The sequence below is a fragment of the Paracoccus fistulariae genome, from assembly GCF_028553785.1.
Lineage (GTDB): Bacteria > Pseudomonadota > Alphaproteobacteria > Rhodobacterales > Rhodobacteraceae > Paracoccus > Paracoccus fistulariae.
The window spans coordinates 2,236,647-2,262,435 of record NZ_CP067136.1 but is presented as its reverse complement, the minus strand read 5'-3'; the positions used below and the strand labels follow the sequence as shown (position 1 = coordinate 2,262,435).

The window sequence follows — 25,789 nt, the reverse complement described above, 5'->3', positions numbered from 1 at the left end:
ATGTTGAGCGTCAGGCGCCGTCGCGGGCGATGATGCCGACGGTGGACAACTGGGTGAGTTTCGCGGCGATCTTGGTGCCGTCATCGACGGTGGCGCCGTAGGCGAGGGCCGCGCGCGACACGATCGAGGGGCCGCGGACCAGCACGATGCCGGTCGCGTCAGCCAGCGTCGCATCGACGGCATAGAGCAGGACGGCAGTGGCGACCTGCGATCCGTCGGCCCCGGTCGCGGGCGACAGGGTGTATTTGCCGCTCGCCGTGATCTTCCCGAGCACCGAGCCCACGGGATAGGGCATGCCCGCAAGAAGCGTCACCACCTCGCGGGTGTAGTTCGGGTTGACCTCATATTTGAGGACATCGCCCATGCTGGGCGGTTCCGTCAGGACGGGCATGGTTCAGTCTCCAGGATGTTGGGGGATGGGGGCGCCCAGCGCGGGCAAAATTGTCAGCGCGAGGCGGCGGCCGATTTCTTCGCGGCCGCGACGATGGGGCTTTCCTTCGCGCCAGTGGCCGGGGCGGTGGCGATGATGCCCGCGGCATCGCTGCGGGCCGCAAGATCGGCGAGGATCTTGGCGCGCAGAGCTTCCGGCTTCACGCCCTTGGCGACGGCATCGGCGGCATCGATCTGGACGCCGAGGCGCGCGGCCTGCGCGCAAACCTGCGCGACCTCGGCCGCCTCAGCGCGGATCGCCTCGGGCGACATCGCGGCCGTCGCCTTCTGCGGCGGTGCGACTGCCGCGGGCGCGGCCGGTTCCGGCGTGTTGGCGGCGGGCGCGGCCGCAGGCTGCGCATGATCTTCGGGGGCAGTGGTCATCATCGGGCCCTTTCCTCTGGGGGTGGTTGTGCCGCGGGGTGCGGCGGCGAAAGCGCGGAAGGCGGTGACGGGATCGGCCACCTCGTCGGCAAGACCGGCAAAGACGGCCGCCTCGCCGCGGAACACGGCGGCCTCAGTGGCGAGCGCCTGAAGCGTGTCGAGGCGGCGGCCACGACCTTCGGCGACGGTTTCGGCGAAGAGCTGGCGGTGGTCTTCCAACTCGCCTGCGATCCGTTCGCGGACGGCCTCGGGCAGAGGCTGATAGGGGTTCGCATCGACCTTGCGCGCGCCTGCGTGGATCAGCGTGACGGCGATGCCTTTCTGGTCCAGCGCTCCACTCATGTCGCTGTGCATGGCCACAACGCCGATGCTACCGACTGCGCCGGTGCGCGGCAGGATGATCCGGTCGGCCTGCGAAGCCAGCGCATAGGCGGCCGAGAGGGCGTGGTCGGCGACGAAGGCCTGCACGGGCTTGACCTGACGCGCGGCGCGGAGGCGATCCGCCAGATCGAAGGCCCCTGCCACCTCGCCACCGAAGCTGTCGATATCGAGCGCGATGCCACGGATCGCCGGATCGGCCAGTGCCGCCTGAAGCTGGGCGGCGATACCCTCGTAAGATGTCAGCCCCGAGGACTGACCGATCCAGGCGCCGCGGTGCACCAGCGTGCCCGCGATTTCGATGACCGCGATCCCGTCCACCACGGCGAAGGGGTGGCCACCATTTCGCGCCTGTCGGTTGGTCAGGTCGTCGCCGAAGAGCGACGCCCGGGCGGGCAGGGTGGCCGCATGCTGATCCTCGGCATTGATCTCCAGCCCATCGATGCTGACTTCCCGCCCCACGATCCGCGGCCCCAGCCCGGACAGGAAGGCCAGCGCCTTGGCAGGATCGACCATCAGGGGTGTGTTGAAGACGCGCTGAGCGATCTGGGTGTGGTGCATCATGCGTCCTCCGCGGGCCGGGGTTCCCGGTCCTCGCCATCCTCTGCGGCATCAGGGTCTTCCGGCTTCTCAGTTGGGTCATCCTGCGCGCCACCACCCGCCGCCTGTGCCGGGGATCCCGGCCGCCGGAAGTCGAGACCCAGTTCCGCCTCGCGTTTTCGTTCGGCCGCGATTTCGTGGTCGACCTGCTCTGCGTCGTATCCCCGCTCCGCGATGGCTTGCGTCCGGGATTTCAGGCCTGCTTCGATCTGCAGGATTTCCGCCGCGGCGTCCTTGGCCGGGTCGATCCAGTCCCATTTCGTGGGGAGCCAGTCGCAAGCGAGGTATTGCCGCCGGTCGGTCGCATATCCCGGCAGGTCGATGGCCCCCGCCAGCGCGGCCATATCCATCCACCGCGTCCAGACCGCGCGGCAGAGCTGATAGACCATCACTGAATGCTGGAAGGCCGAGATGCGGCGGCGGAAGTCGACCAGCGCGATCCGGGTGTTCGAGAAGTTCCCCTTCGCGGTATCGCCCGTCAGATAGCCATAGGGCACGCCCAGCGCCGCGCCGATCTGCAGGAGCGTGCGGTACTGGAAGGGTTCATAAGTGGACCCGGAATCCGGTGTCGAGGGCGTGGTGACATCCTCGCCGGGATCGAGCCGCACGACCTGGCCCGGTTCCACCTCCAGATCATCCTCGGCCGGATCGAGGGCGGTTTCCGGGGCGGGCGACGTGATGAACATCGCAAACATCGCCGCGGTCTTCTTCCGCTCCAGCTCCGCATCGTCATAGAGGTCGAGGGTGAAGAGCTTCACCACCGCCGCGGCGAAGCGCGACACGCCGCGCAACTGGCCCGCCTCTACAGGGTCGAGGATGTGGATCACCTCGGACGCGGGCACGCGCACCGTCTCGCCCGCCAGGCCCGGATCGGTCATGTCGCCGGGGTGGCGGCGCAGGAAATGATAGGCCACGCGCCGCCCGATGCCGTCGAACTCGATGCCCTGCCGGATCGACCCGGCACCGGGCAGGACACGGGTCATGTCCTGGGGCAGCATTTCCGAGGGCAGCATCTGCAGCTGCATCGGCACCGTCAGACCATCTTCGGGACGCCGCGTGCGGATGCGCAGGAATACCTCACCCGCGAGGAACACCTCTCGCGCGGCCCGACGCTGCAGGCCGAAGAAGTCGGTCAGCCCCTCGGCGTCGGCCTCGTCCGTCCAGGCGAGCCAGAGCTTCTGCAGCTCCTCCTTCTTCGCGGCATCAGCGACCTTCGACGACGGCTTGATCCCGTCACCGACGACATGATTGGCAAAAGCATCGACCGCGTTCGCGGCATAGCCGTTGTTCCGGACCAGCCAGCGCGCGCGGGCGGTGATCGTCTCGCCCGAGGCCGCAATCAGCGTGTTCACATGGGCGCGGGTCGCTCGGAACCCGCGCATGCGCCGGTGGGATTGCGCCGCATCGAACCCGCCGATGATGGACCCGAGGCGCGCGCGGAAGGCGTCGAGCACCATGGTCACAGACCCTTCGTGGCCACGGTGCCCCAACGACGGCGGCGGGCAGAGGCGCCGCTGACCGCTGCAATCCGCGCCTCGAGATCGCGAATGGCCGCGGCCAGTTCGGCGTCCGAGCCATAGGTCACGGTCTTGCCGTCGTAGCTGACGCTGCGCAGCCCGGCGAAACGGGCTTCCTGCAGTGCCGTGAGCAGGGCCTGCATGCGTTCCAGGTCCATCAGTCCCTCATGAAATTCGGGGTGTAGGCCCGCCGTTTCCGGCGTGGCGTGGTCAGTGTTCCGGCCTTGGGCTGGGCCGGGTCTTGTGTGGCGCTGTCGGTTGCGGTGGCCGTGGGCATGCGCGTTTCCACGCCAGCTTGCGCCTCGAGCCGCCGCCAGGTGGCTTCGTCCCACCGGTCGGCGCCGAGGATCCACACCGCAGCACGGGCGTAGACCCGGCAGTCCAGCGCCTCGTTCCGCTCGCGCATCTTCTGCCATTCCTGATGGGCATAGCCGCGCTTGTTGCGGATCGTGACCAGCTGCTCGGCCACCAGCTGCTTCAGCCATTCGGTGTCAGCCCAGCCGGGGATGTGCACGGTCCCTGGCGCATCGAGAACGCCCAGCGCCCGGTCTTCGTCCGAGGGGCGTTCGATCCGCAGGAACCGGTAGGTTTCCGCCTTGAACGTCGCCGTGGCCACAGACCAGAGCCTCGCCCCGCGGCGGAGCCGTTTCCCGCCGATGGTGGCATCGACATAGGTAGGGCCAGAAACTGGAGCGGCGCGGTTGAAGCCCTCAAGCCCCTTCAACGGGGCCACCTGTTCGAAGCCAACCTTGCGGGACCAGGCATAGACCGCCGCAGCCTCGTAGCCGGTGTCGATGCCGAGCCGCGCCGCGGTCATGAAGGCGCCGTTGGCATGCTGCCAACTGCGCCCGAGCAAGGCGGTCAGCTTGTCCCAGGCTTCTGGGGCGTCAGGCCCGCCCGGAATGACGATGTGATCGACAAGCCAGGACTCGAGACCCCGGCCCCAGGCCCAGATATCGACCTCGATCCGGTCCCTCTGCACGTCTGCCCCGGCCGTCAGGAACAGCCCGGCCATGGGGACCGTGCCCGGCTTCCACGCTTCGCGCCGATCCGCCAGCCGCTGCCATTCCGGTGCGTCGCCGCTTTCGACCCATGTCTCGCCCAGAAGCGTGTTACGCGCGGCGCGCAGCGTCTCGTCCGACCCTTGGGCCGCCAGCCATTCCCGCGCGACGTCGGACCAGCTTTTCCAGCCCAAGGGCGAGTAGAGCGCCGAGAGGTGGAAGCCGATGGCTTTCGGGTCTGTTGACACGGATGTTGCCCGCCATTCGCCTCGGGCCAGCATTTCGGTCTTGTGGTGCTCGGCGATGGGTCGTTCGCAGCCCTCGCAATGGTAGGCGGCGGTTTCCGGCTTCCCCTTCGCCCAGCGCAGGCGGTCGAACTGCAGCCATTGCATCGCGCCGCAATGCGGGCAGGGCACGAAGTAGCGCCGCTGGTCGGACGCCTCGAATTCCCGCTCGATCCGGCTCAGCCCCCGAATCGTGGGCGTCGAGACCATGAACACCTTTCGCCGGTGCGAGAAGGTGGTGGTCCGGGCCTCGGCCAGGGTGACCGGATCGCCTTCCTCGTCGGCCGAGGCCGGATAGGCGTCGACCTCGTCGAGAAACACATAGCGCGCGGGCATCGACCGCAGGCCGGTGGCGGAGTTGGCACCGGTCAGCACCAGGATGCCGCCGGGAAATTCCTTCGACAGCATCGAATTCCCGGCATCCCGCGACCGCGCCGGGTTCACCCGCTCGCGCAGCGCCGGGCTGTCCGCGATCAGGGGATCAAGACGGCCCCGTGAGGTGCGCTTCGCCAATTCGAGGCTCGGCAGCACCGCCAGCATCGGTCCCGGCGCGTGGTGGATGACGAAACCGATCCAATTGTTCCCGGCCTCGGTCGCGCCCACCTGCGCGGCCTTCATGAAGGTGATGCGCTGGGCCGGGTGGCCGGGGGACAGCGCATCCATGATCTCGCGCAGATAAGGGGCCCGGGCGGTGCGATAGCGCCCCGGCTCGGCCGCGCCGCGTGACGACAGCCAGCGATGCTGATCCGCCCATTCCGAGACCGTCAGGTTCGGGTCGGGGCGCATCCCCTGCCGCCAGACCCTCAGAAGGTCTTCGGCACCGTCGAAGCCGAGGTCGAGGTCGGCCGTCAGGTCGTTGTCGTCATCCTCATCATGCAAGCGAGACCCGGAGGTCGGCGAGGGCGTCGAGCTGTTCGCGGACATGGGCTTCCAGCACCCTCTGCATGATCGCGGTCTCGATCGTCACCGATGCCCCGGATTGCCGTTCCATCTCCGCCATGATCTGCGCCGCCATCAGTGCGGCCACCCGTCCGGGCCAGGTGACCCAGACATCCCGTTCCTGCCGCGCCAGCCGGAACACCAGCGTTTCCGCCCGCGCGCGGTCGACCAGCGCGCCCTTCTTCTTCTGGACGGCCAGCTGGCGTTCCTGCGCCGCGTAAACTGTGAGCGCCGTGCGGGCCTTGATGTAGGACGTCGTGTCACCGGGGCCGCTGGCCAGCCCATCGCCACCAAGCGACCGGCGTTGCTGGTCGGGGTCCGTCATTTCCGCCCGCCGCACATCCGAGGCCGCTGCGTTGATCGACCCGTCGTCATGGATCACCAGCCGCCCGTTCTTGCGCGCCTTCTGCACCCCGCCGCGGGACAGGCCGGAATGCGCAGCATACTCGCGTTCGCTCATGCCCTTCATGGCGCAGATAATCCGATCAACCCAATGATATTGCTTGGTATTCAGTTGATTAGAGGGCGCGAAAGAGCGAGTCTGATCCCAAGGGAACGATGCAACTCACCGAAGGATGCCACCGCCATGACCACCCGTCGCGCCGCCGACAATTCCAAAGCCCTCGACGCCTTCATCGCCGCCAGGGCCGAGATCGACACCATGCTGGAGCGCCTGAAGGCCCTCAGCGACGACCACTTCGAGACCCACCCCGACGAGATCCATTGGGGCCATGTCGGCACCCTGAAGCTCTACGCGGGTCTGCTGCGCCAGATTACCGATAGCGCCTTCAAGGAAGGCGAACACGCCGCCTGACGCGCCCACGTGGCACGACGGCCGCCCCGTCTGGTGATGGGGCTTGCCTCCGTAGAAGGCGCGCACGCCGCGCGCCACGGCGCCCGGAGGCCTCGATGACCACCCCATCCGACACCCAGTCCCTGATCCTGTCCCGCGCTTCCACCCGGCCCGGCAACCTCGCCTTGCCGCTACCCGAGAGGCTGGTCGGCGCCGCCGCCAAGATGGTGGTCGGCAAGATGATCGCCCGCGGCTGGCTCGAGGAAGTCGAGGCCAACTTGCGCCGCGGCGAGCCGATGTGGCGCGAGACCGGCGATGGCCACGGCACCACGCTGATCGCCACCGAGGCCGGGCTCGAGGCCATCGGGATAGAGCCGGTGGTGGTCAGCGCCGTAGCAAGTGCGCGGAAGGCGAAGCCGAAGCCGGGACAGGCGCAAACGCCTGACGATGTAGCGAAACCCGTCGCCATTCGTCCCGGCACCAAGCAGGCGCAGATCATCGCCATGCTCCAGCGCCCTGAGGGCGCGACGGTCGCCGAGATTGTCGCGGCGACGTCTTGGCAAGCCCACACCGCGAGGGGTGCCATTTCCGGGGCGATCAAGAAGAAGCTGGGCCTGCCCATCGCCGCAGAGAAGGTCGAGGGCAGGGGGACGGTCTACCGTCTCTCGCCGCAGTGACACGCAAATGAAGAAGCGGGGGCGACTTTCGTCACCCCCGCTCCAATCGTCATGTCTACCGAACTTGCGTTCAGGCGAGGACGAGGTTCGTCGCGGATTCCCGACCATTGCGGTCGGTTTCCATGTCGAACGTCACGGCCTGGCCGTCATTCAGCTGACGGATCCCGGCGCGTTCCATCGCGCTCACATGGACGAACACGTCCTTGGAGCCATGCGCCGGAGCGATGAAACCGAAACCCTTGGTGGCGTTGAACCATTTCACGGTGCCATTGGCCATCGTGATGTCTCCTTGTTTGTGTGCCACCCGCAACATCGCGGTGGCCCGGCTCAGTGTCGTCAGAGTCGCAACTGAAGCCGTGAGGAGACAGAAGGTCGAAAGATGAGGCATTGCCTTACCCAAGTGCCCATCGGTCAGCGTGATTACAAGGTGCGGGCCAGAATAAACCCTCGAACGCTGGCGCGGCAGTTCAGCGCCATCGTCCGAACATCCTCCTTAAGACATAGCCGCGCACCAGCGATACGCCGGTGAACGCCAGGCCGATGGCCAGCTTATCGCCCAGCGCGATGTGAATGCCGAAGACCGGAAATACCGCGATCTGCAGTCCGACCGCGAGGGCATAGCCGACGATCACGTTTGTTGCGGCCTCGATCAGAGACATGCGGCGGGACTGGGTCATGCGCGCTTTCTCGACCGGCGCGCAGGCGTTGTCGCCGCCTCGGCTTCCGTGATTCGGCTGGCCGTCCGCCCCGTCGCCATCTCCCACCGCCGTATGGCGACGTCACAATAGACCGGGTCCAGTTCCACCGCGCAGCAGTGCCGCCCGGTGCGTTCAGCCGCGATCAGCTGGGTGCCGGAGCCGCAGAAGGGTTCGAACACCAGGTCGCCGGGGTCGGTGAAGGCTTCCAGAACCGCCTCGACCAGTGCCACGGGGAACACGGCCGGGTGCGATCCGGCGGCGCCCAGCCCGCCCTTGTGGCGCATGATGCGGAACACAGAGTCGGGGATACGATGGCTCTGGATCGCGTTGCCGTAACCGGTCTTGCGGTGGACCCTGCCATCCGCACCGCGCAGGCCGCCGCCGCCGAGGGTTTCGCCCGCGTGCTTGCTCTCGACCGTCTTGTTCGGCTTCCGAGGCTGGCGGTTGAAGTGGAAGATGAACTCGTGCGACGGGGCGAGCCGCCCGTTCCAGTCGCCGGGCAGGCCGGGCCCTTGGTCCCAGACATACCAGCCGAACCGCCGCCAGCCCTGCGCGCGCATCCAGTCGAGCCAGCCCTCCCAATAGGGGATCCACTCGCCGTCCCGATGGACGATGCCTAGGTTCACCAGCAGCTGGGCATCGTGGGTGACGGGCGCCGCGGCGAAGACACCCTGCATCAGGGCATCCCAATCGCCGACCTTCTCCTTCGCCGCGCCATAGTCGCGCTGCTGCGCATAGGGCGGCGAGGTGAACATCAGCGAGGCCTGCGCCGCGTCCATCAGCCGCGCCACCACGGCCGGGTCGGTGGCATCGCCGCAGATCAGGCGGTGATGCCCGAGCTGCCAGATGTCGCCGGGGCGGGTAATAGGTTCGGCCGGGGCCTCCGGGATGGTGTCGGCTGTGTCATCGTCGATGGACGCGCGGTCGTCGGCATCGTGCAGCAGAGCGTCCAGCTCGTCCTCGGGGATCCCGATCAGCCCGAGGTCGAAGTCCGCGGCGATCAGGCCCCGCAGTTCCTCGAGCAGCAGTGCCTCGTCCCATCCGCCCAGTTCGGTCAGCTTGTTGTCGGCGATCCGATAGGCGCGGCGCTGAGCCTCTGTCAGATGACCCAGCACGATCACCGGCGCCTCGGCCAGACCCAGCCGGGCCGCGGCCAGGATGCGGCCATGGCCCGCGATCAACTCCCCATCCGCGGCGACGAGGCAGGGCACGGTCCAGCCGAACTCGGCCATGCTGGCGGCGATCTTCGCCACCTGGTCGGCATCGTGGGTCTTGGCGTTGCGGGCGTAAGGCCGGAGACGGGCCAGGGGCCAGAGTTCGATCCGGCCGGGTGGCATGATCATGACGTAGGTCCAGCCAGCGGTGTGCAGACTATCAGCGTGGTTCGGCCGGGGAGATACCAGCTCGGGAAATCCTCGGGCCAGGTGGCGCGAAGCCCGTGAAGCGCAGCCGTGGCCTCGGTGTCCTGACGCTTCGCGGCATCGAAAGTACCGTAGAGATGCGCGGCCACCGCGGCGGCCTTCCGGTCCCTGCGGTAGAAATACCCGTGGTCGACAAGCTCGCGCGGCCAGGGATCGACGTGATAGCCGCGCCCGTTGAACAATCCGCCCCGCGCCAGCACCGAGGGCGAGAAGGCGGACTTGGACAGGTGCCAGCCATGGCGTTCGCCGAACAGCACGGCCAGGCGCTGGCGCGTCGCCTGCAAATCCTGTTGCAACGCATTGATCCGGGGATAGCCCTTCGCGTCGCGAATCTTCTCCTGGAACTCGGTCACCGCGCTGGCAAGGGCGGCGACTTCGTCATGGCTGGTTGCGGCGTACCGGAGGGCAAGGGTGCAGTTCATGCCGCCAGTCTCCTGGACTTGAGGGCGGCGTAAGTCTCGCCGGTCTCCGCCAGCACCGCCTCGTGACCCGTGAAGGATTGCCAGCGCTCGATGGCGACATCGACATAGGCCGGGTTCAGTTCCACGCCGAAGCACACCCGCCCGGTGGTTTCGGCCGCGATCAGTGTTGTGCCCGATCCCATGAAAGGCTCATAGACCGCCTGGCCGGGGCTCGAGTTGTTAAGGATCGGACGGCGCATGCACTCGACCGGCTTCTGGGTGCCGTGGACCGTGTCGGCATCCTGATCCCGGTTGGCGATCTGCCACAGCGTGGTCTGCTTGCGGTCCCCGGCCCAGTGACCCTTTCCCTTGGCGCGCACAGCATACCAGCAGGGTTCGTGCTGCCAGTGATAGTCGCCGCGGCTGAGGACCAGCCGGTCCTTCGCCCAGATGATCTGCGACCGGATAGCGAAACCCGCGGCCGTCAGGCTGTCTGCCACCGTCCCGGCATGCAGCGCGCCGTGCCAGACATAGGCGACGTCGCCGGGGAACAGCGCCCATGCCTCGCGCCAGTCTGCCCGGTCGTCGTTCAGCACCTTGCCGGTGCGCTTGGTCTTGGCTGCGCCCGCGGCGTTGCGCCAGGAGGGATCGTACTCCACGCCATAGGGCGGGTCGGTGACCATCAGCTGGGGGCGCACATCGCCCAGCAGCCGCCCGACCACATCGGCCGCAGTGCTGTCGCCGCAGATAAGCCGGTGCGCGCCCAGTTGCCAGAGATCGCCCGGCAGCGACACCGGCGTGACCGGCATTTCCGGAACATCGTCCTCGCCCTCGACCGGACCATCGCCGCCCAGCGCCTCCGGATCCCGCAGCAGCGCGTCGAGGTCATCGTCGCTGATGCCAAGGAGTGTCAGGTCGAAAACCTCGGCCAGCAGCCCTGCGATCTCGTCGCGGAGCATGGCCTCGTCCCATTCGCCCAGTTCCGTCAGCTTGTTGTCGGCGATCCGGTAGGCCCGGCGCTCGGCCTCGTCGAGGTGGCTGAGCCGGATCACCGGCACCTCGGTCAGCCCGAGCATGGTCGCGGCCAGCACGCGGCCATGGCCCGCGATCAGCTCGCCGTCGTCGGCCACCATGCAGGGCACGGTCCAGCCGAACTTGGCCATGCTGGCGGCGATCTTCGCCACCTGGTCGTCGCCATGCATCTTGGCATTGCGGGCATAGGGGCGCAGCCGGGCAATCGGCCAGGTTTCGATCTGGCTCGGCGCGAAGACGAGGTCCATGGGGCGGGGCTCGGGATGTGTGGGAGGGTAATTGAAAAGCGCCCGCGAGGGGGTTCCTCCGGGCGCAATTCTTCGATGATCAAGGGGTAGGTCAATGGGGGCACATCTGTCAACCCAAAAAGTGAAGCGGATTCAAAAGCTTCTAGCAAATTGGCTTTCGGCGGTGGCTTCCGGCCACCTGGCTTCCCCGGAGGTGGATTCCCTGGCTTCCCGCCGGGAATCCACCCCGGCCAGATCGTGATTCCGCAAGTCGCTGATCTGACTCACGAATTCCGGCATCAGCGCACAAGGTGGCTTCCGCCTGGCTTCCCCGGTGAAAACGCCTCACGCTAGCGAACCGCCGCGCTGCGCCCCCCCGCATACGTTCAGGTCCGGGGAGGAACCAGAGGAGGGGGGGATCATTGCGCACATAGCTTCGCATCTTCGAGCGTACTGGCATAGATCAGGCAGCTTTCAATGTCGTCCAGCCGCGCTGCCATCTTCTTGGCAATCTCGAGATTCTCGTTGAAATCGTCGACCAGCTCATTGTGTTTGCGCAGAAGGGAATCATGTGCTTCGACGCATTCGGTTACGTTTGATTTGCAGGTGAACCCCTCGTAGTTGCACTGGTACTGATCGAAGCAGGCAGCGTTGCGGTCGACGCACATTCCGCTGCTCGAGCAAACCTTGTCGCCGTAGTCCAGGCAAGCGGGCTGCGTGCCTATTCGACAAGAGAAGCTCTGTCCCAGAGCTGGCGAAGCGGCCGCGATGGCCAGTAGCGGTATCAGAGTTCGCATCAGCTTGGTTGCCACGACCTATGACCCCGACATTTCCGACAGCATCGCCTCGGCCTGCGCTAGGACACCGCGCACTGCGGCATCCTCGAGGTCTGGCGGATAACCAAATTTCCTTAAGATGCGCTTCACGAGCACCCGCAGTCTCGCCCTAGCGCTGTCGCGGTGCGCCCAGTCAATGCTGACGTTGGCCTTGAGTCCCTTCAGCAGTTCATGGGCTATGATTTTCAGCTGGTCGTTGCCGAGCACGTCAACTGCACTCTGGTTGTCAGCCAGCGCGTCGTAGAACGCGACTTCCTCGGGTGTCAGCCCGGATTCCTCTCCTCGGCTGCGGGCGTCTCGCACGTCCTTGGCCAGGGCAATGAGTTCCTGCAGCACCTCGACCGTGCTGATGGCATTGGTGTGGTAGCGCGCGATGGCTTCTTCCAGCCGTTCCGAGAACTTGCGGGTCTCGATCACATTCGACCGGCTGCGCGACCGGATCTCGTCGTTCAGGAGTTTCTTCAGTGCTTCGAGGGCGAGGTTCTTCTTCTCCATCTGCCCGACTTCGGCAAGGAACTCATCCGACAGAATGGAGATGTCGGGTGACGACAGCCCCGCCGCGGACAGGATGTCGACGATTTCGGTCGAGGCGACGGCACCGTTGACGATCTGGCGGATGGCCAGATCACGATCGACGACCGAACGGCCGGAGGTGCCGGAAGCCTTGATCATCGCCGCTCGGACGGTCTGGAAGAAGCCCACTTCGTCGCGAACCTCGCGCGCGGTGTCGCTTGCCGAGCAGAGAGCGAATGCTTTCGAGAGTGCCAGCACCGCATCCTGATATCTGCGGTGCGCCGCCTTCTTGGCTTCTTTGTCGGTTTCGCGCTGGGCAGCTTCGTCCTGTTTGGCCAAGATCCAGTTCAGTGCCTCTGCCAAGGCGACAAGCCGTTGGTGCGGGGTGCCGGTCAGCCCATGTGCATAATCGAAGCCGTGGAACATGGCGCGCACGACGTCTAGTCGTTCCAGAAGGGCGGCGACAGCTTCGGCCTCGTCGATCCCTGCCTGTTCCTGGTCGGACTTGGAATACTGGCCCAGCGCGGACTTCAGGTTCTGGGCGATGCCGATATAGTCGACGATCAGCCCCGCGGGCTTGTCGCGAAAGACTCGGTTCACCCGGGCGATGGCCTGCATCAGCCCGTGGCCCCGCATCGGCTTGTCGATGTACATCGTGTGCATGGCGGGACTGTCGAAGCCGGTCAGCCACATGTCCCGCACGATCACCAGCTTCAGGGGGTCCTTCGGATCCTTAGCCCGCTTGGCAAGCAAGTCGCGCCGGGCCTTCCCGCCAATATGGGGTTGCCAGGCTTCAGGATCCGAGGCTGAGCCGGTCATCACGATCTTCACCAGCCCGGCATTGTCGTCCTCGGAATGCCAGTCGGGCCGCAGTGCGACGATCTGGTTGTAGAGGTCGACGCAGATGCGGCGGCTCATGCAGACCACCATGGCCTTGCCGTCCATCGCCTGCACTCGCGCCTCGAAATGGGCGACAAGATCCTCGGCCACCATGCGCAACCGCTTTTCCGCTCCGACAAGCGCCTCGACTGTCGACCATTTCCGCTTCAGGCGTTCCTGTTCGCTGACGGCTTCGTCCTCGGTCAGTTCCTCGATTTCGGCATCAACCTTCGGTTTTTCAGCGTCGGGCAGTTCGATGCGCGCCAACCGGCTTTCGTAATAGATCGGGACGGTCGCCCCGTCCTCGACGGCGCGGCTGATATCATAGACGTCGATGTAATGGCCGAACACAGCAGGGGTGTTCACATCGTCCTGTTCGATCGGCGTGCCGGTGAAGCCGATAAAGGATGCATTGGGCAGAGCGTCGCGCAGGTGCTTGGCGAAGCCATAGGCGATTTCACCGGATTTCTCGATCCGGGCCTTGAACCCATACTGGCTACGGTGCGCCTCGTCCGCGATGACGACCACATTGCGGCGGTCGGTCAGCAGCGGATAGGCCTCGCCCTTCTCCGGCGCGAATTTCTGGATCGTGGTGAACACCACCCCGCCCGAGGCGCGCGACAGCGCCTTTTGCAGATCCTCGCGGCTGTCGGCCTGCACCGGGGTCTGGCGGATCAGGTCACGGCACATGGAGAAGGTGCCGAACAACTGGTCGTCAAGGTCGTTGCGGTCGGTGATCACCACGATGGTCGGGTTTTCCATCGCGGGTTCACGCACCAGCTGGCCCGCGTAAAAGGCCATGAGCAGGCTCTTGCCCGATCCCTGCGTGTGCCAGATCACCCCCACTTTGCGGTCGCCCCCGGAACGGCTGGCTTCCACCGTGCTGGCCACGGCCCGCTTCACGGCGTGGAACTGATGATAACCCGCGATGATCTTGGCAATGCCACTGGGCGCGTCTCCAAAGACTGTGAAATCCTGCATCAGCGACAAGAGGCGCGGCCGCGCGAAGACCCCGTCGATCAGCACCGACATTTCCGGCGCGCCCTTGGGCGCAACACCAGCGCCATCAGTGGTGCGCCAGGGCATGAAACGTTCCAGATCGGCGGTCAGGGAGCCGATGCGCGCCTGCACGCCATCGGTCGTGACAAGCACGGCATTGGCCCGGAAGAGCGATGGGATCTGCGCTTTGTAGGTCTGCAGTTGGTTGAACGCTGCGCCCAGCGTGGCGGTCTCGGCCCCTGGCTTCTTCACCTCGATCACACCCACCGGCAGACCGTTCAGGAACACCACCACATCCGGGCGCCGGTTGTTGCCGTTCTCGATCACAGTGAACTGCGCGATGGCCAGCCAGTCGTTCAGCGCATCCTCAGGGTCCACCAGCCGCACGGCATCGCCGCGGATCGTGCCATCCTCGGCCCGATATTCCACCGGAACGCCCTCGATCATGAACCGATGCAGGCGACGGTTCTCCTCGATCAGCGAGGGGCGGTCGCTGGCCACCACGCGCCGCAACGCATCCTCACGCGCATCCTCGGGAATTTGCGGGTTCAGCCGCGCCATTGCCTCGCGGAGGCGCCCGGCAAGGATCGTGTCGGAGTATGCGTCGCGCTCGGGTGTATGGCCGTCTGGGCCCGAAACCGAATCGTTCAGGCAAACATAGCCCAGCGCGCCCAACTGATCGAGCAGGACGGCTTCGACTTCCGCTTCGGTCAGGGTCGCCATCAGGCCGCCTCCTCATCGTCTGTCACGGGAGGCAGCGAAGCATCACGGCACAAACCCAGCACATATTTGTAGGCTTCACGATCGACGCCAAAAAGCAGGCGGGAGGGCTCTACCGTGAGGTCCAGCGTTTCTCCCCCCGGCAGTCGCAGGGTTACATCCAGCCACCCATCCTCACTGCTGGCAGCCTCAGCCTCGACGTGAAAATCGATGAGGGCATTCGAGTTGGGGAAACGTTCGTAAGGCTCAAGCGTAGTGCCTGGATCGGATTCGCGCTCGAGATAAGCCTCATGCAGGAACGTCACGAGCGCATCAGCGGCAAGCACTGCTGCCCGGCGGTGGTGGGCTGAAAGTTTTTTTGCGAAGCCTTCTTTGCCGTGGCTTACTGGTCCTGCTTTGTCCCGGAACTTTCCCAAGGCGTCCACCAGATCGAAATGCCTTGAAATCACCTTGCTGAATGGATCATCGCGGACTGATTGGATTTCCAGCAGCATAAGGCCAGCCGACACCCAATTGTTAAAGCTTGGGCTCTCACCTTTGATTGGGCTGTTTTTCCAATCCTTGATTGGGTTCACGGGATCATCCAGGGTCTCGATGATGACACGGCAAGCACATTCGACAAGGCTTTTTGAAGCGTCAATGCATGCATCATTGCCATCGGCAAAGGTCTGTTTCAGCGTTTCAAATGTCTGTTGGAGCATCGGGGCATGTTTCCAATGGTCGCAGAACTGCTCGATGCCCGGATACCAATCGCTACTCATTCGCCCGACACTCCATCAGTCGCCACCGCTAACTTGACGCTTCGCCTGCATGACGGCCGACAGGACAACATCAAGATCCGCGACACTGCGCAGGGTGAAACGGACCAGATCGGCTCGGCCGAGTAAGGTCATGTCTTCCAGTGCGGAATGGCGTCCATACTGCATGCCGCCGCCCTTCGCCGGAACTTTGTAGAGGTCCGCCTTTGGATAAGGCTCTGCAACGAGGGAGCCTTTAGGAATCGCGGCGACTTGCGCTGCCAGCGCCCACAGATGAGGCTCGGTTTCGGGGTGCTTTTCGAACATCAGCTCGATCGGTGCATCATGGAGCGACCGCATCTTGTATCTGTTGGCATAGGCGGCTTGATGGCCTAGGCGATGTTCCTCGGCGATGCTGTCCAGACGGGAGACGATGGCCCGCTTGAGGTTGGCTCGTGAACCCTCTGTCATGCGTGTTCCGCCTCTTCGGAATTGATGTCGGCCACCCGCAACTCCCCCGACATCAGGCGCGGCAGGAGGAGGTCACGGGTCTGGGCGAGGGTGCGGGATTCGGTTGCGTTCTTCACTGTTGCATCGATCAACGACCGGGCGATCTCGCCGAATGCAGATAGCAGTTCCGTTCCCGGGTGAAGCAGCCGGAAGGTGTCGATGTCGCCCTTGCCGAGATGGATAACCGTCGTGCCGACTTTGCCACGTTCGAAAAACGCGAGAGGTTCGATCAGGGCTTCGGCCAAGAATGCTGTCGGAACACCGGGCCGCGGTTCAAAATGGCATACGCGCTGGTTCAGCCAAGCGGGCGCGCCTTTCCAGACGTGCAAACGAAACTCGCCGTCCATGCCGACCACAATATCTCCGGGTTCGATCAGATGGCCTTTGGGGTGAACCTCTTCTGTCCACACACCGGGTTCGTGGGTGGCGAGGTCCCTGATACGGATCAGCGGAATTCCAGCGCTATCTGTGTTGAACTGCTTCGACGCAAAAGGGGCGCCGTAAACGACGTTGGCGAAGTCATAGACCGAGCGCACCTCCCACCCCTCCGGCTTGCCCTCGGCGTCGAGGCGGTTTGGGAAGAGCGACCAGAGATCGGGGGAGATGTAGGGGGGGCGGCCTTCCATCTTGGCGCGGGTGGGGCCGAAATCGACGAACCAGTCGCGGAACAGCGCCCGCGCCATGGCCTCGAGCGTGGCGTTCATCTTCCGGTTCAACTCGATCTTGTCGATGAGCCCAAAGGCGACATCAACGATCGCTTGCTGAGCGCCAAGTTCAGGTAGCTGAATAGGCAGCTTGCGTTGCTCCGTGATGGGCACTTGGTTTCTTGTCGTCTGCGCCATCACAAAGCTAAGCTGTTCCTGAAATTCTCGGCTCGAAAAATAGAGCGCGAGAAACTCAGGGAGTATTCTTGAGCGGTCAACCCGGAACTGGGTGAGCGATGTCCCGATAACCGCTGTCTCTTGACCTTCTGGGACAATGGCTACTCTTCCAACGGTGGCGTTATGAGAAAGCAGTACATCTCCACCTTCGACAAAGCCGAACTTGAAGGTTTTTGCCTTTTCGCGAGAAAGGCGTGGAGCACCTTGATAGTCTATGGTCCAATCCGAGATGGATTTGGCCGTTAGGAACGGCAGACCATCAGTGCCAAAATCATCTACGCGCGGGTAGTTTGCGCCATGATTGCCGTCTTTGTGGACCTGAATCGCACCTGAGCTAATCAGCGTGCCGATCGTAGCCTTATGCCACCCCTCCCTCAAAGCCCAATCCCCGCCAGCCGCGCCCGGATCGTCTCCGTCAATTCGGCGGCCTCGGCAAACTGCGCCTCCAGTTGCTCCTGAAGCGCGGCGAACCGTTCGGCAAAGGGCGTTTCGTCCTCCTCCGCCGCCTCGGCCCCCACATAGCGGCCCGGGGTCAGGACGTGGCCGTGGGACCGGATTTCCTCAAGGCTCGCCGATTTGCAGAAGCCCGGCACGTCGGCATAGCCCTCGCCCAGCCGCCAGGCGTGGTAGGTGTCCGCGATGCGGGCGATGTCGGTATCGGAAAACTCTTTCCGCGTGCGGTCCACCATGAAGCCCAGCTTGCGGGCGTCGATGAACAGCACCTCGCCGCGCCGGTCGCGCAGTTTGCGGTCCCGCGCGATGCCGTTCGACTTGTCCTTCGCCAGAAACCACAGGCAGGCCGGGATCTGGGTGGAATAGAACAGCTGCCCCGGCAGGGCGATCATGCAATCCACGACCTCGCCCTCGATCATGGCGCGGCGCATCTCGCCCTCGCCCGACTGGGTGGAGGACATTGAGCCATTCGCCAGCACCACCCCCGCCGTGCCGGTGGGGGACAGGTGATGCAGGATGTGCTGCAGCCAGGCGAAGTTGGCGTTGCCCGCGGGCGGGATGCCATATTTCCAGCGCGCATCCTCACGCAGCCGCTCGCCGCCCCAGTCCGAGATGTTGAAGGGCGGGTTGGCGAGGATCACATCGGCGCGCAGGTCAGGCAGTTCGTTCTTATGGAAGGTGCCCTCGGAGTTCCAGCGGATGTCGGCGTCGATGCCGCGCACGGCGAGGTTCATCTTGCACAGCCGCCACGTGGTATAGTTCGATTCCTGCCCGTAGATGGCGATGTCGCCCAGACGACCGCCGTGCGCCTCGACGAACTTTTCCGATTGCACGAACATGCCGCCCGATCCGCAGCAGGGGTCATAGACGCGGCCTTTGTAGGGTTCCAGCATCTCAACCATGGTGCGCACGACCGAGCGGGGGGTGTAGAACTCACCCCCGCGCTTGCCCTCGCTGCCCGCGAACTGGCCGAGGAAATATTCGTAGACCCGGCCCAAGAGGTCGCGCGCCTTGTCCTTTCCCTCGCCCAGCGCGATGCCGGAGATCAGGTCGATGAGTTCGCCCAGCATGACGGCGTTGAGGGCCGGGCGGCCGTAGTCCTTGGGCAGAACGCCCTTGAGCGAGGGGTTGACCTTTTCGATGGCGATCATCGCCTCGTCGATCAACTTGCCGATGTTGGGTTGCTTGGCGCTGGCCTGCAGATGCGACCAGCGCGCCTCGGGCGGCACCCAGAAGATGTTGTCGGCGAGGTATTCGTCGGGATCCTCGGCGCCCTCGGGGTATTCGGTCAGCAGCGCCTGGCGTTTCATCTCGAACCCGTCCGAGATGTGCTTGAGGAAGATCAGACCAAGGGCGACGTGCTTGTAATCGGACGGCTCCATGTTGCCACGCAGCTTGTCCGCGGCTTTAAAGAGGGCGGCTTCAATGCCGAGGTCCGAGCCGTTGTCGATTGATGCCATTGTGAAATCTGCCCCGCGGTAAGTCTTTTCCAGACGGTATTTCAGCCGGAGGGCGAAATCCAGCCGCTAACAGCGGCTTGGCTGTGATCTTTCCCACGGGCGCGCCTTCGGCATCGCCGCCGTCACCTCGACCTCCCGCAACATACCGCCCATGATCAGCCCGTCCCGCACCCAGCCCAGCGCCTGCCACCAGTCGTCATAGCCGCGACGGGCAGCGTCGATCTGCTGCGGGTGGGGCGAGAAGGTGACCGGGCAGGCCAGGATGTCGATGGTCTTCCAAGTGGCGCGCGCGCCCGGGCCACGAACACGGATGCGCTCCGTGCCTACGACGATGGCCCCCGCATGCGTGCCGTGCTGGTTCTGCTTCACGATGTTGGGCACGCAGCGCGGGACGGCGCCGGGCATCCAGTCTGGGGTCAGCCCGGCGCGGGCCAGTTCGGCGACGCGGATCGCCATGCGCTTGCCGCCGAGGGTGTCGGGGATCCCGGCGACGGTGGCGGCGATGACCTCGGCGTCCTCGTGGGTGTAGCCGCCGATCTTGTGCTGTCCGCCGTCGATCTTGCAGCCCAGCACGGCGCGTTGCAGGAGGACGTATTCCAGGCCGAAGCCGAAACCTTCCTCGGTGACGTCCGGGGGCAGGGGCAGTTCCAGCTGCGCCTGTTCGATCCGGAAGGCCCATTCCAGCGCCGCCTGCACGCCCAGCGCGCGCTTGATCCTGGTGCCGCTGACGCGGCCGTGGAAACTCATGGCTGCAATCCTTCAAGGAAATCCATCTGTGCCGGGCGCTGGGCTGCATCCATCGGCCGCCAGATCCACGGGCCCGAGGCCATGGGCAGCTGCGAGAGAGCGCCACGCATGTGCTGCTGCCAGAGGGTGAACTCCGTTACCGAGCAGGCGCAGAGCGCGTGCCCGATGGGCCAGCCCATCAGCCATCCGACGAAGAGCGGGTTCAGCCGCCGCCGCGACCGGCCCCTCAGGATCCGCCGCGAGACGGCGCGCCCATGCAAGGCAATCATCGAAGCCCAGAGCGGGCGCGAGATCGGGGCGTGCGGCGAGGACCGCGGCCCATCCGGCGAGGTCGCCGGGGCCGGGCGGGTGAAGCCCTGCTCCGCCCGGTAGTGCAGCAGGTCCATCCGGGACTTGCCGTCGGTGCGGGTGATGCTCGCCTCGCTCGACCCTTTCCAGTTTTGCGCCGCCGGGGTCGGCCAGTGGTTCGGCAGGGCTTTCGCGATGCCCAGCGCCAGCGCTTCCGCCTTCCGGGTGAAGTCGCTGTTCCCGGCCGGGTTGTAGCGGCCGGTGCCGGGGTGCAGGCTCATCGGTGTGGGCCAGGATGAAGATGCGGAGCCGCTCGTGCGGCGCGCCGACCTCTGCCGCCGAGAACAGGCCCGCCGCAGGCGTGTAGCCCATGCCCCAAAGCTCTCGCAGGACAGTCTCGAGCCCGAGGGTGACGTGACCGGCGACGTTTTCCAGGAAGACCCATTCCGGGCGGCATTCGCGGATGACGCGGGCGACGTCGGGCCAGAGATGGCGGGGATCGTCCGCGCCGCCACGCTTTCCGGCCGCGCTGAAGGGCTGGCAAGGGTAGCCTGCGAGGACGGCATCGAATGCGCCACGGAAAGGGCGGGCGTCGAAACTGCGCAGGTCGGTCCAGATCGGGGCTGGGGCGAAATACCCGGCGCGCTGGGCGGCGATGAGGACCGCCCTTGGCCAGGCTTCCCATTCGACGAAGGCGCGGGTGTGATAGCCGGGTTCGGCGAGCATGAGGCCCAGATCAAGTCCTCCGCCGCCTGCGCAGAGGGACAATCCGTACCGGGGACGTGACACCATGCCATTCACCGCACCCCGCGCTCGCGCAGGCGTTCGGGCGTGACCAGCCCCCTCGCCAGCATCGCATCGCGCATGGTGTTGCTGATCGCGCTGACCGGCAGATAGCGGTCGGAGTTGACCAGATCGGCGTAGAAGGCGGGGAGGTCGGTGATCGGCTTCGTGGCCGGGGCCGTCTTCGCCTTCCGGCGCTTGCGCCCGGCATCCTCGACCTTGCGCTGGGCGGCGCGCTGCATGGCGCGATCCAGTGCTTTCGGCCCATCGGGCGGTTCGGGATGCTCCTGGCGGGATGCCTCGGCCGTGGCGATGATCTCCGCCTCGGTCAGTCCGAGTTCATCGCGCCAGCGCTGGACGTGCAGCCGAGGCGGCCAGCCTTGCCACCAGCCGGGCAGGGCGGCGGGGTCGAGGCCCAGCGCCTCGATCAGGTTCCCGAAGACCTCATCGGAGATCGCCTCGCGCGCCTGCGCGCCCTCCTCCTCCTTTACTGGTTTACTTAGAGGTTCCCTTACAGGGTTAGTGTCCGAAATCCGGACACGGCTTTCGGGATTTTCCGGACACGGCTCGGCCGAAAAATCGGACACGGGACTCGCCTCATCCCCGTGTCCGAAATCCGGACACGGCAAGGCATCGGCCATGGCGTCATCGTCACAAACATCGGTACTGTCGCGGCTTTCTACGTCCTGATCCTGTCCGTGTCCGGTTTCCGGACACGGCACCACAGCCACAGGTGTGAAGCCCGGCTCAAACCCCAGGATGTAGCGGGTGGGCAGCTGGCGCTTGGTCACAGGGTCCAGCCGCGGCACCCGCCGCAGCAGACCCACGGCCTCCAGCTGGCCAAGGTGATCGTTCAGCGTTGATCGGCTGATCTCGCAGTCATGCGCCAGCCGGTCCTGTGAGGGGAAGCAGCCGTAGTCGGGGTTGAACCGGTCGCAGAGGTGCCAGAGCACGATCTTGGTCGTCGGCTTCAATCCGCGCTGCTTGATGGCCCAGTTGGTGGCCTCGTGACTCATGGCGCGGGCCTCCGCGGGGCAGGAGCGATACGCGTGGTGAAGCCTTGATCGGCCAGCGCGCCCAGCGCCTCGTCGAGACTGCGCACCAGCGCCCAGCCGAACCCATGCGCCCGCACCGCATCGCGGAACGCCTCCTGTTCCGGCCGCAATCGCCCCTTCGGAGCCTTCAGTTCGAGGAACAGGACGCGGCCGTCGCAGAGCACCATCAGATCGGCGAACCCGGCATGGACGCCCATGCCGACAAGGATCGCCTGGCGCTTCGCCCCGCGGGGCCCGGCCTCGGTCACCTCGTTGGCGCAGTGGTGGATGATGGCGCTGCGGGGCAGGGCGATGCGCAGCGCCTGCACGACCGCACGCTGCAAATCGGCCTCGGGGGTGCCGCGGCGTTTCATCGCACGGCCCTCCCCTGGTCTTCGCGCTGGGCGCGCCGCACCGGCCGCCGCGCGTCAACGACCACCAGAAGGCGCTGGGCATCAGCACGTTCGTCCGGGGTCTCGCCATGTTGGACCAGCACGTTGCAGGCGAGCCGGATCAGGAGATCGCTGTGATGTGCGACATCGGCGAGGACGGCGCGGGCCTCGGCCACGCGGTCGGCGGGCCAGGCGGAACTGCGGGGGTGGATCGTCATGGCCGCCCCCGCGTCTTGCGCACCGGGTGAGCCTGTTCCTGCGCCCGGATCCACTCCTGGATGGCGGCGCGGCGATAGAAGATCTTTCGACCTATGCGTGTGCAGGGCGGACCCTGACGGCGGGCTTCCCACCGCGACAAAGTGTCTGTGGTCAAATCCAGTGCGCGGGCCAACTGCTCGCGGCTGATCCAGTCGGCCAAAAGGTCAGGGACCTCCTCCACTGGGTCGTTTTGCATGTCCTTCATCGGCTGCTCCGTTCGCCTCGCGCCCCTCTGCCGGGGGCGGTTTCAGCGAAGCAGAGCGTGAGGACCGGAAGACAGGCGGAAGGTGGAACTGGCCGCTATCTCCCAATTCCACCCCTTGTATTATTGGACTTTCAGCGGCTGGCGCGCGACGCGACAGGCGTTGCCGCAGCCTTCTCAGGGCATTCCAAGCGCCGCTTCCTGGCGACGATCCGCGCTTCGTCGACACCGCTCCGACAGCTTGGGGCTGATTGGGCGGCGCTGAGGCGGTTTCGCCGGTTTCGCAGGGACCGGAATTGCCGGAATGGACCATTCCGGTCGGGTTCCGACGGTTCTGGATGATATCCACAAGTTCTTTTTTTGTTCTGGTACGCCAGTGCAGGATTCTGGTTGATCGTTCGCCTTCAGGATGCGTAGATTCGTGGTTGAGCAGAACATAAGAATCGACAAGGCAACCGAAGCCAGGTGCCGCCCCTCTTGGGGTGGGGTGCCCAATTACAGGCAGTTTTCCTCGACGACGTGGGCTGCAGCCAGTCCACCCGCGTGCTTGGCACGGCGGGTTTTTGTAACCCGCAGTCCGACGGCCTTGGCCGAAGGATGCCGTATGTCTGAGAGGAGTTCGTTCATGCCTTTGCCGCCCGTCGCCTTCTATTCCATCTACGAAATTGCCGTGCGCTGGGGCTGTCCCCCGGCCGATGTCGCGGGCTGGGCGGCAGAGGGCCAGCTGAAGGTCGTCGCAGGCATTCCGCCCGTCAGATGTGGGGATGAAGTCGTGGGGGGCTTGGTCGAGGTGCCCATCGCGGAACTGATGTGCATGTTCAGGCGGTTCGGGCCGAGCGACGATATCGGCCGATTGAGGCGCGTTCTCAAACCCGGCAGCGCGACCTGGGCGCACGTGACCGAACCTTCGGATGGTCTGCCGATCCGCTCGTCAGACCTGCTGGTGGCGTCGGGGTCGTTGCTGCAATTCGAGGAAGAACGCGACCTATTGCGCCGCCCGGCCTCCACCATCGGCGCCAGTCCGCGGTACGATTGGGATTCCATGTACGCGTGGCTGACCGTTTTCCTGTTCGAAAAGGGGGTGCCCGACACCCAGACCGCGCTGGTTGCGCTGGTGCAGGACTGGTTCGTCCAGAATTCGAAGTCGGGGGAAGTGCCGGATGAAAGCACCATCCGCAAGCGGCTGTCATCGCTCTGGCGCAAGCTGCGTGGCGAGGAAACGGTGTGAAGGTCAGGCCGATTTCGGCAAGCCGGTTCCGTCCTGCGCTGCGTCATGCACAAGGCGGGGCCGCGGGCGCAGGAGACTGGCCACCGTATCGACGCCTGCGCGCAAGGGGGAATCCATCAGGTGCGCATAACGCTGGGTGGTCTGCATCTGGCTGTGGCCCAAGAGCTTGCCGATCATTTCCAGCGATGCACCGCCGCTGACAAGCAGGGAGGCGAAGGTGTGGCGCAGGTCGTGGATGCGGACGTCGGCCAGCCCGGCGTCCTTCTGCACCTTGGCCCAGAATCGGCGGATTTCCCGTACGGGCTGGCCGACGGTATCGCCGGGGAACAGCCACGGGTTCCCGCTCGGCACCGCCTGCTGGCGCAGGCGCACGATGGCCGCGACGTCCTGCGAAATCGGGACGCGGTGGATCTTGCGCTGCTTGGTGGTCGAGGCAGGCTTCGACCAGATGGCATAGTCGAGGTTGAACTGTTCGAACCGGGCCGTCCGCACTTCGCCCACACGAGCGCCGGTCAGCATGCACATGCGGATGATCGCCGCGGCGCGCTGATCCTCGGCGGCATCGAGCACGGCGGCGAGCCGGGTCAGTTCCTCGGGCGACAGGAACCGTTCGCGGGCATGTTCGATGCGCCGATGGAACCCTTGTGCCGGGTTGTCCGTCCGCCATTCCCATTCCATCGCCAGCGTGAACATCTTGCGCAGAACCTCGCCCATGCGGTTGGCGCGGATCGGGGTGGGCTTGTGACCTTGCAGCTTGCGCGCCCGGTTGTTGGGCTTCGCTTTGCAGGGACGTGGCCGTCCCTCGGCCACGAAATCTAGGAACTTCGCGACGTCGGACTTGGTGATCTCCGTCACCAGCCGGTTGCCCCAGGCCGGTTCCACCATCTTCTTCAGCATCGAGACCTGGTCGCCCGCATTGGTCTTGGCGAGTTTCGGAAGGTGTTCGGCGATGTAGCGGTCGATCATGTCCGTGACGCGCGGGGCCCCTCGCCATTCATCGCGCGCCGCCAGAGGGTCCTGCCCTTCGTCGATGGCGCGCCGCAGTTCCTTGGCGCGTTCGCGCGCGGCCGTCACACTCCAATCCGGCCAGCGCCCGATGGTCATCCGCCGCTGCCGCCCGGCGTGCCGGTAGTCGATGGTGAAGGTCCGCGCCCCGGAAGCCTGCACCCGCGCGGCGAAACCGATCACGTCCGTATCGAAGATCTGATAGCTGACGCCGGGCTTCGGTTCCGCCTCGCGCAGGGTTTTCTCATTGAGTTTCAGTCTCTTGACCATGCATCCCGCCTCCAAGTCCTGTGACACAGGCGTAGACCCGCGCCACTATCAAGTCGGACCACGGGGCCGGGACCGGAATACAGGCGAAAGGCGGAATTGATCGCCGGGGGGCAATTCCGGACAGGAAGAACAAGGCGTTGGGCGAACGGGCCCAGTGCGCGGGATAGGGAGCAGACGGAGGCACGCCACCATCTGTACCCATCGTTTGATCGGGGTCCGCCCATGGGGTAATCGTGTCGGCACGCTCCCAATCGTGAAACTGCCATGCCCAGCACCAAGCCCCCAAGAAACCTGACGCCCGTGCTGTGCCAGCGCCTGCAAGCCGAAATGCTGAAGGCCTGCGAGACAGTCGCCGCCCGTCATGGCCTGGTGGTTGAGCCGCGCGACATCACCGGCGTCGACCTGCGTTGGGGGTTCGATGCCACCTTCCGCATCTCGATCCCCCTGCCGGATGGAAGCGCTCTCGATCCTGAGCGGTTGCGGTTCGAGGCGCTGGCCGAGGCCTTCGGGCTTTCCCCCGCCGATTACGGCCGCTCTTTCAGCACCGGCCGCGAGCAGTTCAGAATCACCGGCATCGACCCCCGCCGCCCGAAATACCCGGTGTCAGCCGAACGAGTCCCGGACGGCCAGGGGTTTAAGTTCACTGCAGAACAGGTGGCGCTGTTGCTGCAGAAAGGGATGAAGGATGTGACGCCGAAGGGATAGGGGCGGGGCTGTCGGCGGTAAGCTGCTGGTCGTGGCTAGTTGCAGGACGCAGCAGTGGAAGGGGAGCGGGTCATCCAACCTCAAAGAACGCATCCTTCAGCTTTTCGA

The 25,789-nt window shown here is 65.4% G+C and carries 28 protein-coding genes and 1 pseudogene; 4 read left to right on the top strand and 25 right to left on the bottom strand.

Annotation, left to right across the window (positions count from 1 at the left end; genetic code table 11):
• Nucleotides 1-10: 10 nt before the first annotated feature.
• Genes JHX87_RS11180 through JHX87_RS11155 form a run of 6 tightly spaced genes read right to left on the bottom strand, consistent with a single transcriptional unit; the run spans nucleotide 11 to nucleotide 6,001 of the window.
• Nucleotides 11-391 carry a head decoration protein gene (locus tag JHX87_RS11180; RefSeq protein ID WP_181745857.1) on the bottom strand — a complete coding sequence of 127 codons (381 nt, stop codon included), beginning with the start codon at nucleotides 389-391 and terminating at the stop codon, nucleotides 11-13.
• A 53-nt stretch (nucleotides 392-444) separates the two neighbouring features.
• Nucleotides 445-1,752, bottom strand: a complete 1,308-nt coding sequence (locus tag JHX87_RS11175) for a S49 family peptidase (protein WP_271886764.1) — start codon at nucleotides 1,750-1,752, stop codon at nucleotides 445-447.
• Nucleotides 1,752-3,248 (bottom strand): phage portal protein, encoded by a 1,497-nt coding sequence (locus tag JHX87_RS11170; protein WP_271886742.1) that lies wholly within the window; start codon nucleotides 3,246-3,248, stop codon nucleotides 1,752-1,754. Before JHX87_RS11170 ends, JHX87_RS11175 begins: the two co-directional genes overlap by 1 nt.
• Nucleotides 3,249-3,250: 2 nt before the next feature.
• Nucleotides 3,251-3,466 (bottom strand): phage head-tail joining protein, encoded by a 216-nt coding sequence (locus JHX87_RS11165; protein ID WP_271886741.1) that lies wholly within the window; start codon nucleotides 3,464-3,466, stop codon nucleotides 3,251-3,253.
• The gene (locus JHX87_RS11160; protein ID WP_271886740.1) at nucleotides 3,466-5,517 is read right to left on the bottom strand and encodes a phage terminase large subunit family protein; all 2,052 of its coding nucleotides are present in this window, start codon (nucleotides 5,515-5,517) and stop codon (nucleotides 3,466-3,468) included. Before JHX87_RS11160 ends, JHX87_RS11165 begins: the two co-directional genes overlap by 1 nt.
• Nucleotides 5,465-6,001, bottom strand: a complete 537-nt coding sequence (locus JHX87_RS11155; RefSeq protein ID WP_271886739.1) for a hypothetical protein — start codon at nucleotides 5,999-6,001, stop codon at nucleotides 5,465-5,467. Before JHX87_RS11155 ends, JHX87_RS11160 begins: the two co-directional genes overlap by 53 nt.
• 117 nt (nucleotides 6,002-6,118) lie before the next feature.
• Between JHX87_RS11155 and JHX87_RS11150 the strand changes: the two genes are divergently transcribed.
• Both JHX87_RS11150 and JHX87_RS11145 read left to right on the top strand, forming a co-directional pair.
• Nucleotides 6,119-6,346 (top strand): hypothetical protein, encoded by a 228-nt coding sequence (locus JHX87_RS11150; protein ID WP_271886738.1) that lies wholly within the window; start codon nucleotides 6,119-6,121, stop codon nucleotides 6,344-6,346.
• A gap of 95 nt (nucleotides 6,347-6,441) precedes the next feature.
• The gene (locus JHX87_RS11145) at nucleotides 6,442-7,002 is read left to right on the top strand and encodes a DUF3489 domain-containing protein (RefSeq protein ID WP_271886737.1); all 561 of its coding nucleotides are present in this window, start codon (nucleotides 6,442-6,444) and stop codon (nucleotides 7,000-7,002) included.
• A gap of 70 nt (nucleotides 7,003-7,072) precedes the next feature.
• Here the strand turns inward: JHX87_RS11145 and JHX87_RS11140 are convergent, their stop codons facing one another.
• From JHX87_RS11140 to JHX87_RS11055, 18 genes and pseudogenes are all read right to left on the bottom strand, one after another.
• Nucleotides 7,073-7,279, bottom strand: a complete 207-nt coding sequence (locus tag JHX87_RS11140) for a cold-shock protein (RefSeq protein WP_271886736.1) — start codon at nucleotides 7,277-7,279, stop codon at nucleotides 7,073-7,075.
• 190 nt (nucleotides 7,280-7,469) lie between these two features.
• Nucleotides 7,470-7,679 carry a DUF7220 family protein gene (locus JHX87_RS11135; RefSeq protein ID WP_271886735.1) on the bottom strand — a complete coding sequence of 70 codons (210 nt, stop codon included), beginning with the start codon at nucleotides 7,677-7,679 and terminating at the stop codon, nucleotides 7,470-7,472.
• Nucleotides 7,676-9,043, bottom strand: coding sequence for a site-specific DNA-methyltransferase (locus JHX87_RS11130; RefSeq protein ID WP_271886734.1), 1,368 nt, complete (start codon nucleotides 9,041-9,043; stop codon nucleotides 7,676-7,678). Before JHX87_RS11130 ends, JHX87_RS11135 begins: the two co-directional genes overlap by 4 nt.
• A complete protein-coding gene (locus JHX87_RS11125) occupies nucleotides 9,040-9,543 on the bottom strand; it encodes a hypothetical protein (RefSeq protein WP_271886733.1) in 504 nt (167 codons plus the stop codon). The genes JHX87_RS11130 and JHX87_RS11125 overlap by 4 nt, the downstream gene beginning before the upstream one ends.
• Nucleotides 9,540-10,802 (bottom strand): site-specific DNA-methyltransferase, encoded by a 1,263-nt coding sequence (locus tag JHX87_RS11120; RefSeq protein WP_271886732.1) that lies wholly within the window; start codon nucleotides 10,800-10,802, stop codon nucleotides 9,540-9,542. The genes JHX87_RS11125 and JHX87_RS11120 overlap by 4 nt, the downstream gene beginning before the upstream one ends.
• 398 nt (nucleotides 10,803-11,200) lie before the next feature.
• Nucleotides 11,201-11,593 (bottom strand): hypothetical protein, encoded by a 393-nt coding sequence (locus JHX87_RS11115; protein WP_271886731.1) that lies wholly within the window; start codon nucleotides 11,591-11,593, stop codon nucleotides 11,201-11,203.
• A gap of 3 nt (nucleotides 11,594-11,596) precedes the next feature.
• Nucleotides 11,597-14,731 carry a type I restriction endonuclease subunit R gene (locus tag JHX87_RS11110; protein ID WP_271886730.1) on the bottom strand — a complete coding sequence of 1,045 codons (3,135 nt, stop codon included), beginning with the start codon at nucleotides 14,729-14,731 and terminating at the stop codon, nucleotides 11,597-11,599.
• On the bottom strand, nucleotides 14,731-15,489 hold the full coding sequence (locus JHX87_RS11105) for an abortive infection family protein (RefSeq protein WP_149140662.1): 759 nt from the start codon (nucleotides 15,487-15,489) through the stop codon (nucleotides 14,731-14,733). Before JHX87_RS11105 ends, JHX87_RS11110 begins: the two co-directional genes overlap by 1 nt.
• A 15-nt stretch (nucleotides 15,490-15,504) precedes the next feature.
• Nucleotides 15,505-15,936 carry a hypothetical protein gene (locus tag JHX87_RS11100; RefSeq protein ID WP_271886729.1) on the bottom strand — a complete coding sequence of 144 codons (432 nt, stop codon included), beginning with the start codon at nucleotides 15,934-15,936 and terminating at the stop codon, nucleotides 15,505-15,507.
• Nucleotides 15,933-17,234: a restriction endonuclease subunit S gene (locus tag JHX87_RS11095; RefSeq protein ID WP_271886728.1), complete on the bottom strand. Its 1,302-nt coding sequence runs from the start codon at nucleotides 17,232-17,234 to the stop codon at nucleotides 15,933-15,935. The genes JHX87_RS11100 and JHX87_RS11095 overlap by 4 nt, the downstream gene beginning before the upstream one ends.
• Entirely contained in the window at nucleotides 17,231-18,769 is a 1,539-nt protein-coding gene (locus JHX87_RS11090; RefSeq protein ID WP_271886727.1) for a class I SAM-dependent DNA methyltransferase, read from the bottom strand. The genes JHX87_RS11095 and JHX87_RS11090 overlap by 4 nt, the downstream gene beginning before the upstream one ends.
• A 66-nt stretch (nucleotides 18,770-18,835) precedes the next feature.
• Nucleotides 18,836-19,516: a hypothetical protein gene (locus JHX87_RS11085; protein ID WP_271886726.1), complete on the bottom strand. Its 681-nt coding sequence runs from the start codon at nucleotides 19,514-19,516 to the stop codon at nucleotides 18,836-18,838.
• Entirely contained in the window at nucleotides 19,513-20,085 is a 573-nt protein-coding gene (locus JHX87_RS11080; RefSeq protein ID WP_271886725.1) for a DNA methyltransferase, read from the bottom strand. The genes JHX87_RS11085 and JHX87_RS11080 overlap by 4 nt, the downstream gene beginning before the upstream one ends.
• A 49-nt stretch (nucleotides 20,086-20,134) precedes the next feature.
• Nucleotides 20,135-20,530, bottom strand: a pseudogene (locus JHX87_RS11075) (DNA cytosine methyltransferase); the annotation flags it as partial.
• A 71-nt stretch (nucleotides 20,531-20,601) separates the two neighbouring features.
• Nucleotides 20,602-21,603: a helix-turn-helix domain-containing protein gene (locus tag JHX87_RS11070; protein ID WP_271886724.1), complete on the bottom strand. Its 1,002-nt coding sequence runs from the start codon at nucleotides 21,601-21,603 to the stop codon at nucleotides 20,602-20,604.
• Entirely contained in the window at nucleotides 21,600-21,995 is a 396-nt protein-coding gene (locus tag JHX87_RS11065; protein WP_271886723.1) for a VRR-NUC domain-containing protein, read from the bottom strand. The genes JHX87_RS11070 and JHX87_RS11065 overlap by 4 nt, the downstream gene beginning before the upstream one ends.
• The gene (locus JHX87_RS11060; protein ID WP_089386170.1) at nucleotides 21,992-22,231 is read right to left on the bottom strand and encodes a hypothetical protein; all 240 of its coding nucleotides are present in this window, start codon (nucleotides 22,229-22,231) and stop codon (nucleotides 21,992-21,994) included. Before JHX87_RS11060 ends, JHX87_RS11065 begins: the two co-directional genes overlap by 4 nt.
• Nucleotides 22,228-22,476: a helix-turn-helix transcriptional regulator gene (locus tag JHX87_RS11055; protein WP_089386171.1), complete on the bottom strand. Its 249-nt coding sequence runs from the start codon at nucleotides 22,474-22,476 to the stop codon at nucleotides 22,228-22,230. The genes JHX87_RS11060 and JHX87_RS11055 overlap by 4 nt, the downstream gene beginning before the upstream one ends.
• Nucleotides 22,477-23,098: 622 nt before the next feature.
• On the opposite strand from JHX87_RS11055, the gene JHX87_RS11050 reads away from it, so the two are divergent.
• The gene (locus tag JHX87_RS11050) at nucleotides 23,099-23,701 is read left to right on the top strand and encodes a hypothetical protein (protein ID WP_271886722.1); all 603 of its coding nucleotides are present in this window, start codon (nucleotides 23,099-23,101) and stop codon (nucleotides 23,699-23,701) included.
• A 3-nt stretch (nucleotides 23,702-23,704) separates the two neighbouring features.
• Here JHX87_RS11050 and JHX87_RS11045 read toward each other — a convergent pair whose 3' ends face one another.
• The gene (locus JHX87_RS11045; RefSeq protein ID WP_271886721.1) at nucleotides 23,705-24,976 is read right to left on the bottom strand and encodes a tyrosine-type recombinase/integrase; all 1,272 of its coding nucleotides are present in this window, start codon (nucleotides 24,974-24,976) and stop codon (nucleotides 23,705-23,707) included.
• A gap of 264 nt (nucleotides 24,977-25,240) precedes the next feature.
• On the opposite strand from JHX87_RS11045, the gene JHX87_RS11040 reads away from it, so the two are divergent.
• Nucleotides 25,241-25,681: a hypothetical protein gene (locus JHX87_RS11040; RefSeq protein WP_271886720.1), complete on the top strand. Its 441-nt coding sequence runs from the start codon at nucleotides 25,241-25,243 to the stop codon at nucleotides 25,679-25,681.
• Nucleotides 25,682-25,789 lie beyond the last annotated feature (108 nt).

Coding starts and splice junctions, on each gene's coding strand:
- JHX87_RS11040 (WP_271886720.1), top strand. CDS start 25,241: ATGCCCAGCACCAAGCCCCCAAGAAACCTGACGCCCGTGCTGTGCCAG.
- JHX87_RS11145 (WP_271886737.1), top strand. CDS start 6,442: ATGACCACCCCATCCGACACCCAGTCCCTGATCCTGTCCCGCGCTTCC.
- JHX87_RS11165 (WP_271886741.1), bottom strand. CDS start 3,466: ATGGACCTGGAACGCATGCAGGCCCTGCTCACGGCACTGCAGGAAGCC.
- JHX87_RS11045 (WP_271886721.1), bottom strand. CDS start 24,976: ATGGTCAAGAGACTGAAACTCAATGAGAAAACCCTGCGCGAGGCGGAA.
- JHX87_RS11060 (WP_089386170.1), bottom strand. CDS start 22,231: ATGACGATCCACCCCCGCAGTTCCGCCTGGCCCGCCGACCGCGTGGCC.
- JHX87_RS11160 (WP_271886740.1), bottom strand. CDS start 5,517: ATGTCCGCGAACAGCTCGACGCCCTCGCCGACCTCCGGGTCTCGCTTG.
- JHX87_RS11155 (WP_271886739.1), bottom strand. CDS start 6,001: ATGAAGGGCATGAGCGAACGCGAGTATGCTGCGCATTCCGGCCTGTCC.
- JHX87_RS11180 (WP_181745857.1), bottom strand. CDS start 391: ATGCCCGTCCTGACGGAACCGCCCAGCATGGGCGATGTCCTCAAATAT.
- JHX87_RS11070 (WP_271886724.1), bottom strand. CDS start 21,603: ATGAGTCACGAGGCCACCAACTGGGCCATCAAGCAGCGCGGATTGAAG.
- JHX87_RS11130 (WP_271886734.1), bottom strand. CDS start 9,043: ATGATCATGCCACCCGGCCGGATCGAACTCTGGCCCCTGGCCCGTCTC.
- JHX87_RS11090 (WP_271886727.1), bottom strand. CDS start 18,769: ATGGCATCAATCGACAACGGCTCGGACCTCGGCATTGAAGCCGCCCTC.
- JHX87_RS11100 (WP_271886729.1), bottom strand. CDS start 15,936: ATGACAGAGGGTTCACGAGCCAACCTCAAGCGGGCCATCGTCTCCCGT.
- JHX87_RS11050 (WP_271886722.1), top strand. CDS start 23,099: ATGCCTTTGCCGCCCGTCGCCTTCTATTCCATCTACGAAATTGCCGTG.
- JHX87_RS11170 (WP_271886742.1), bottom strand. CDS start 3,248: ATGGTGCTCGACGCCTTCCGCGCGCGCCTCGGGTCCATCATCGGCGGG.
- JHX87_RS11140 (WP_271886736.1), bottom strand. CDS start 7,279: ATGGCCAATGGCACCGTGAAATGGTTCAACGCCACCAAGGGTTTCGGT.
- JHX87_RS11175 (WP_271886764.1), bottom strand. CDS start 1,752: ATGCACCACACCCAGATCGCTCAGCGCGTCTTCAACACACCCCTGATG.
- JHX87_RS11135 (WP_271886735.1), bottom strand. CDS start 7,679: ATGACCCAGTCCCGCCGCATGTCTCTGATCGAGGCCGCAACAAACGTG.
- JHX87_RS11080 (WP_271886725.1), bottom strand. CDS start 20,085: ATGAGCCTGCACCCCGGCACCGGCCGCTACAACCCGGCCGGGAACAGC.
- JHX87_RS11065 (WP_271886723.1), bottom strand. CDS start 21,995: ATGAAACGCCGCGGCACCCCCGAGGCCGATTTGCAGCGTGCGGTCGTG.
- JHX87_RS11150 (WP_271886738.1), top strand. CDS start 6,119: ATGACCACCCGTCGCGCCGCCGACAATTCCAAAGCCCTCGACGCCTTC.
- JHX87_RS11110 (WP_271886730.1), bottom strand. CDS start 14,731: ATGGCGACCCTGACCGAAGCGGAAGTCGAAGCCGTCCTGCTCGATCAG.
- JHX87_RS11105 (WP_149140662.1), bottom strand. CDS start 15,489: ATGAGTAGCGATTGGTATCCGGGCATCGAGCAGTTCTGCGACCATTGG.
- JHX87_RS11085 (WP_271886726.1), bottom strand. CDS start 19,516: ATGAGTTTCCACGGCCGCGTCAGCGGCACCAGGATCAAGCGCGCGCTG.
- JHX87_RS11120 (WP_271886732.1), bottom strand. CDS start 10,802: ATGGACCTCGTCTTCGCGCCGAGCCAGATCGAAACCTGGCCGATTGCC.
- JHX87_RS11125 (WP_271886733.1), bottom strand. CDS start 9,543: ATGAACTGCACCCTTGCCCTCCGGTACGCCGCAACCAGCCATGACGAA.
- JHX87_RS11055 (WP_089386171.1), bottom strand. CDS start 22,476: ATGAAGGACATGCAAAACGACCCAGTGGAGGAGGTCCCTGACCTTTTG.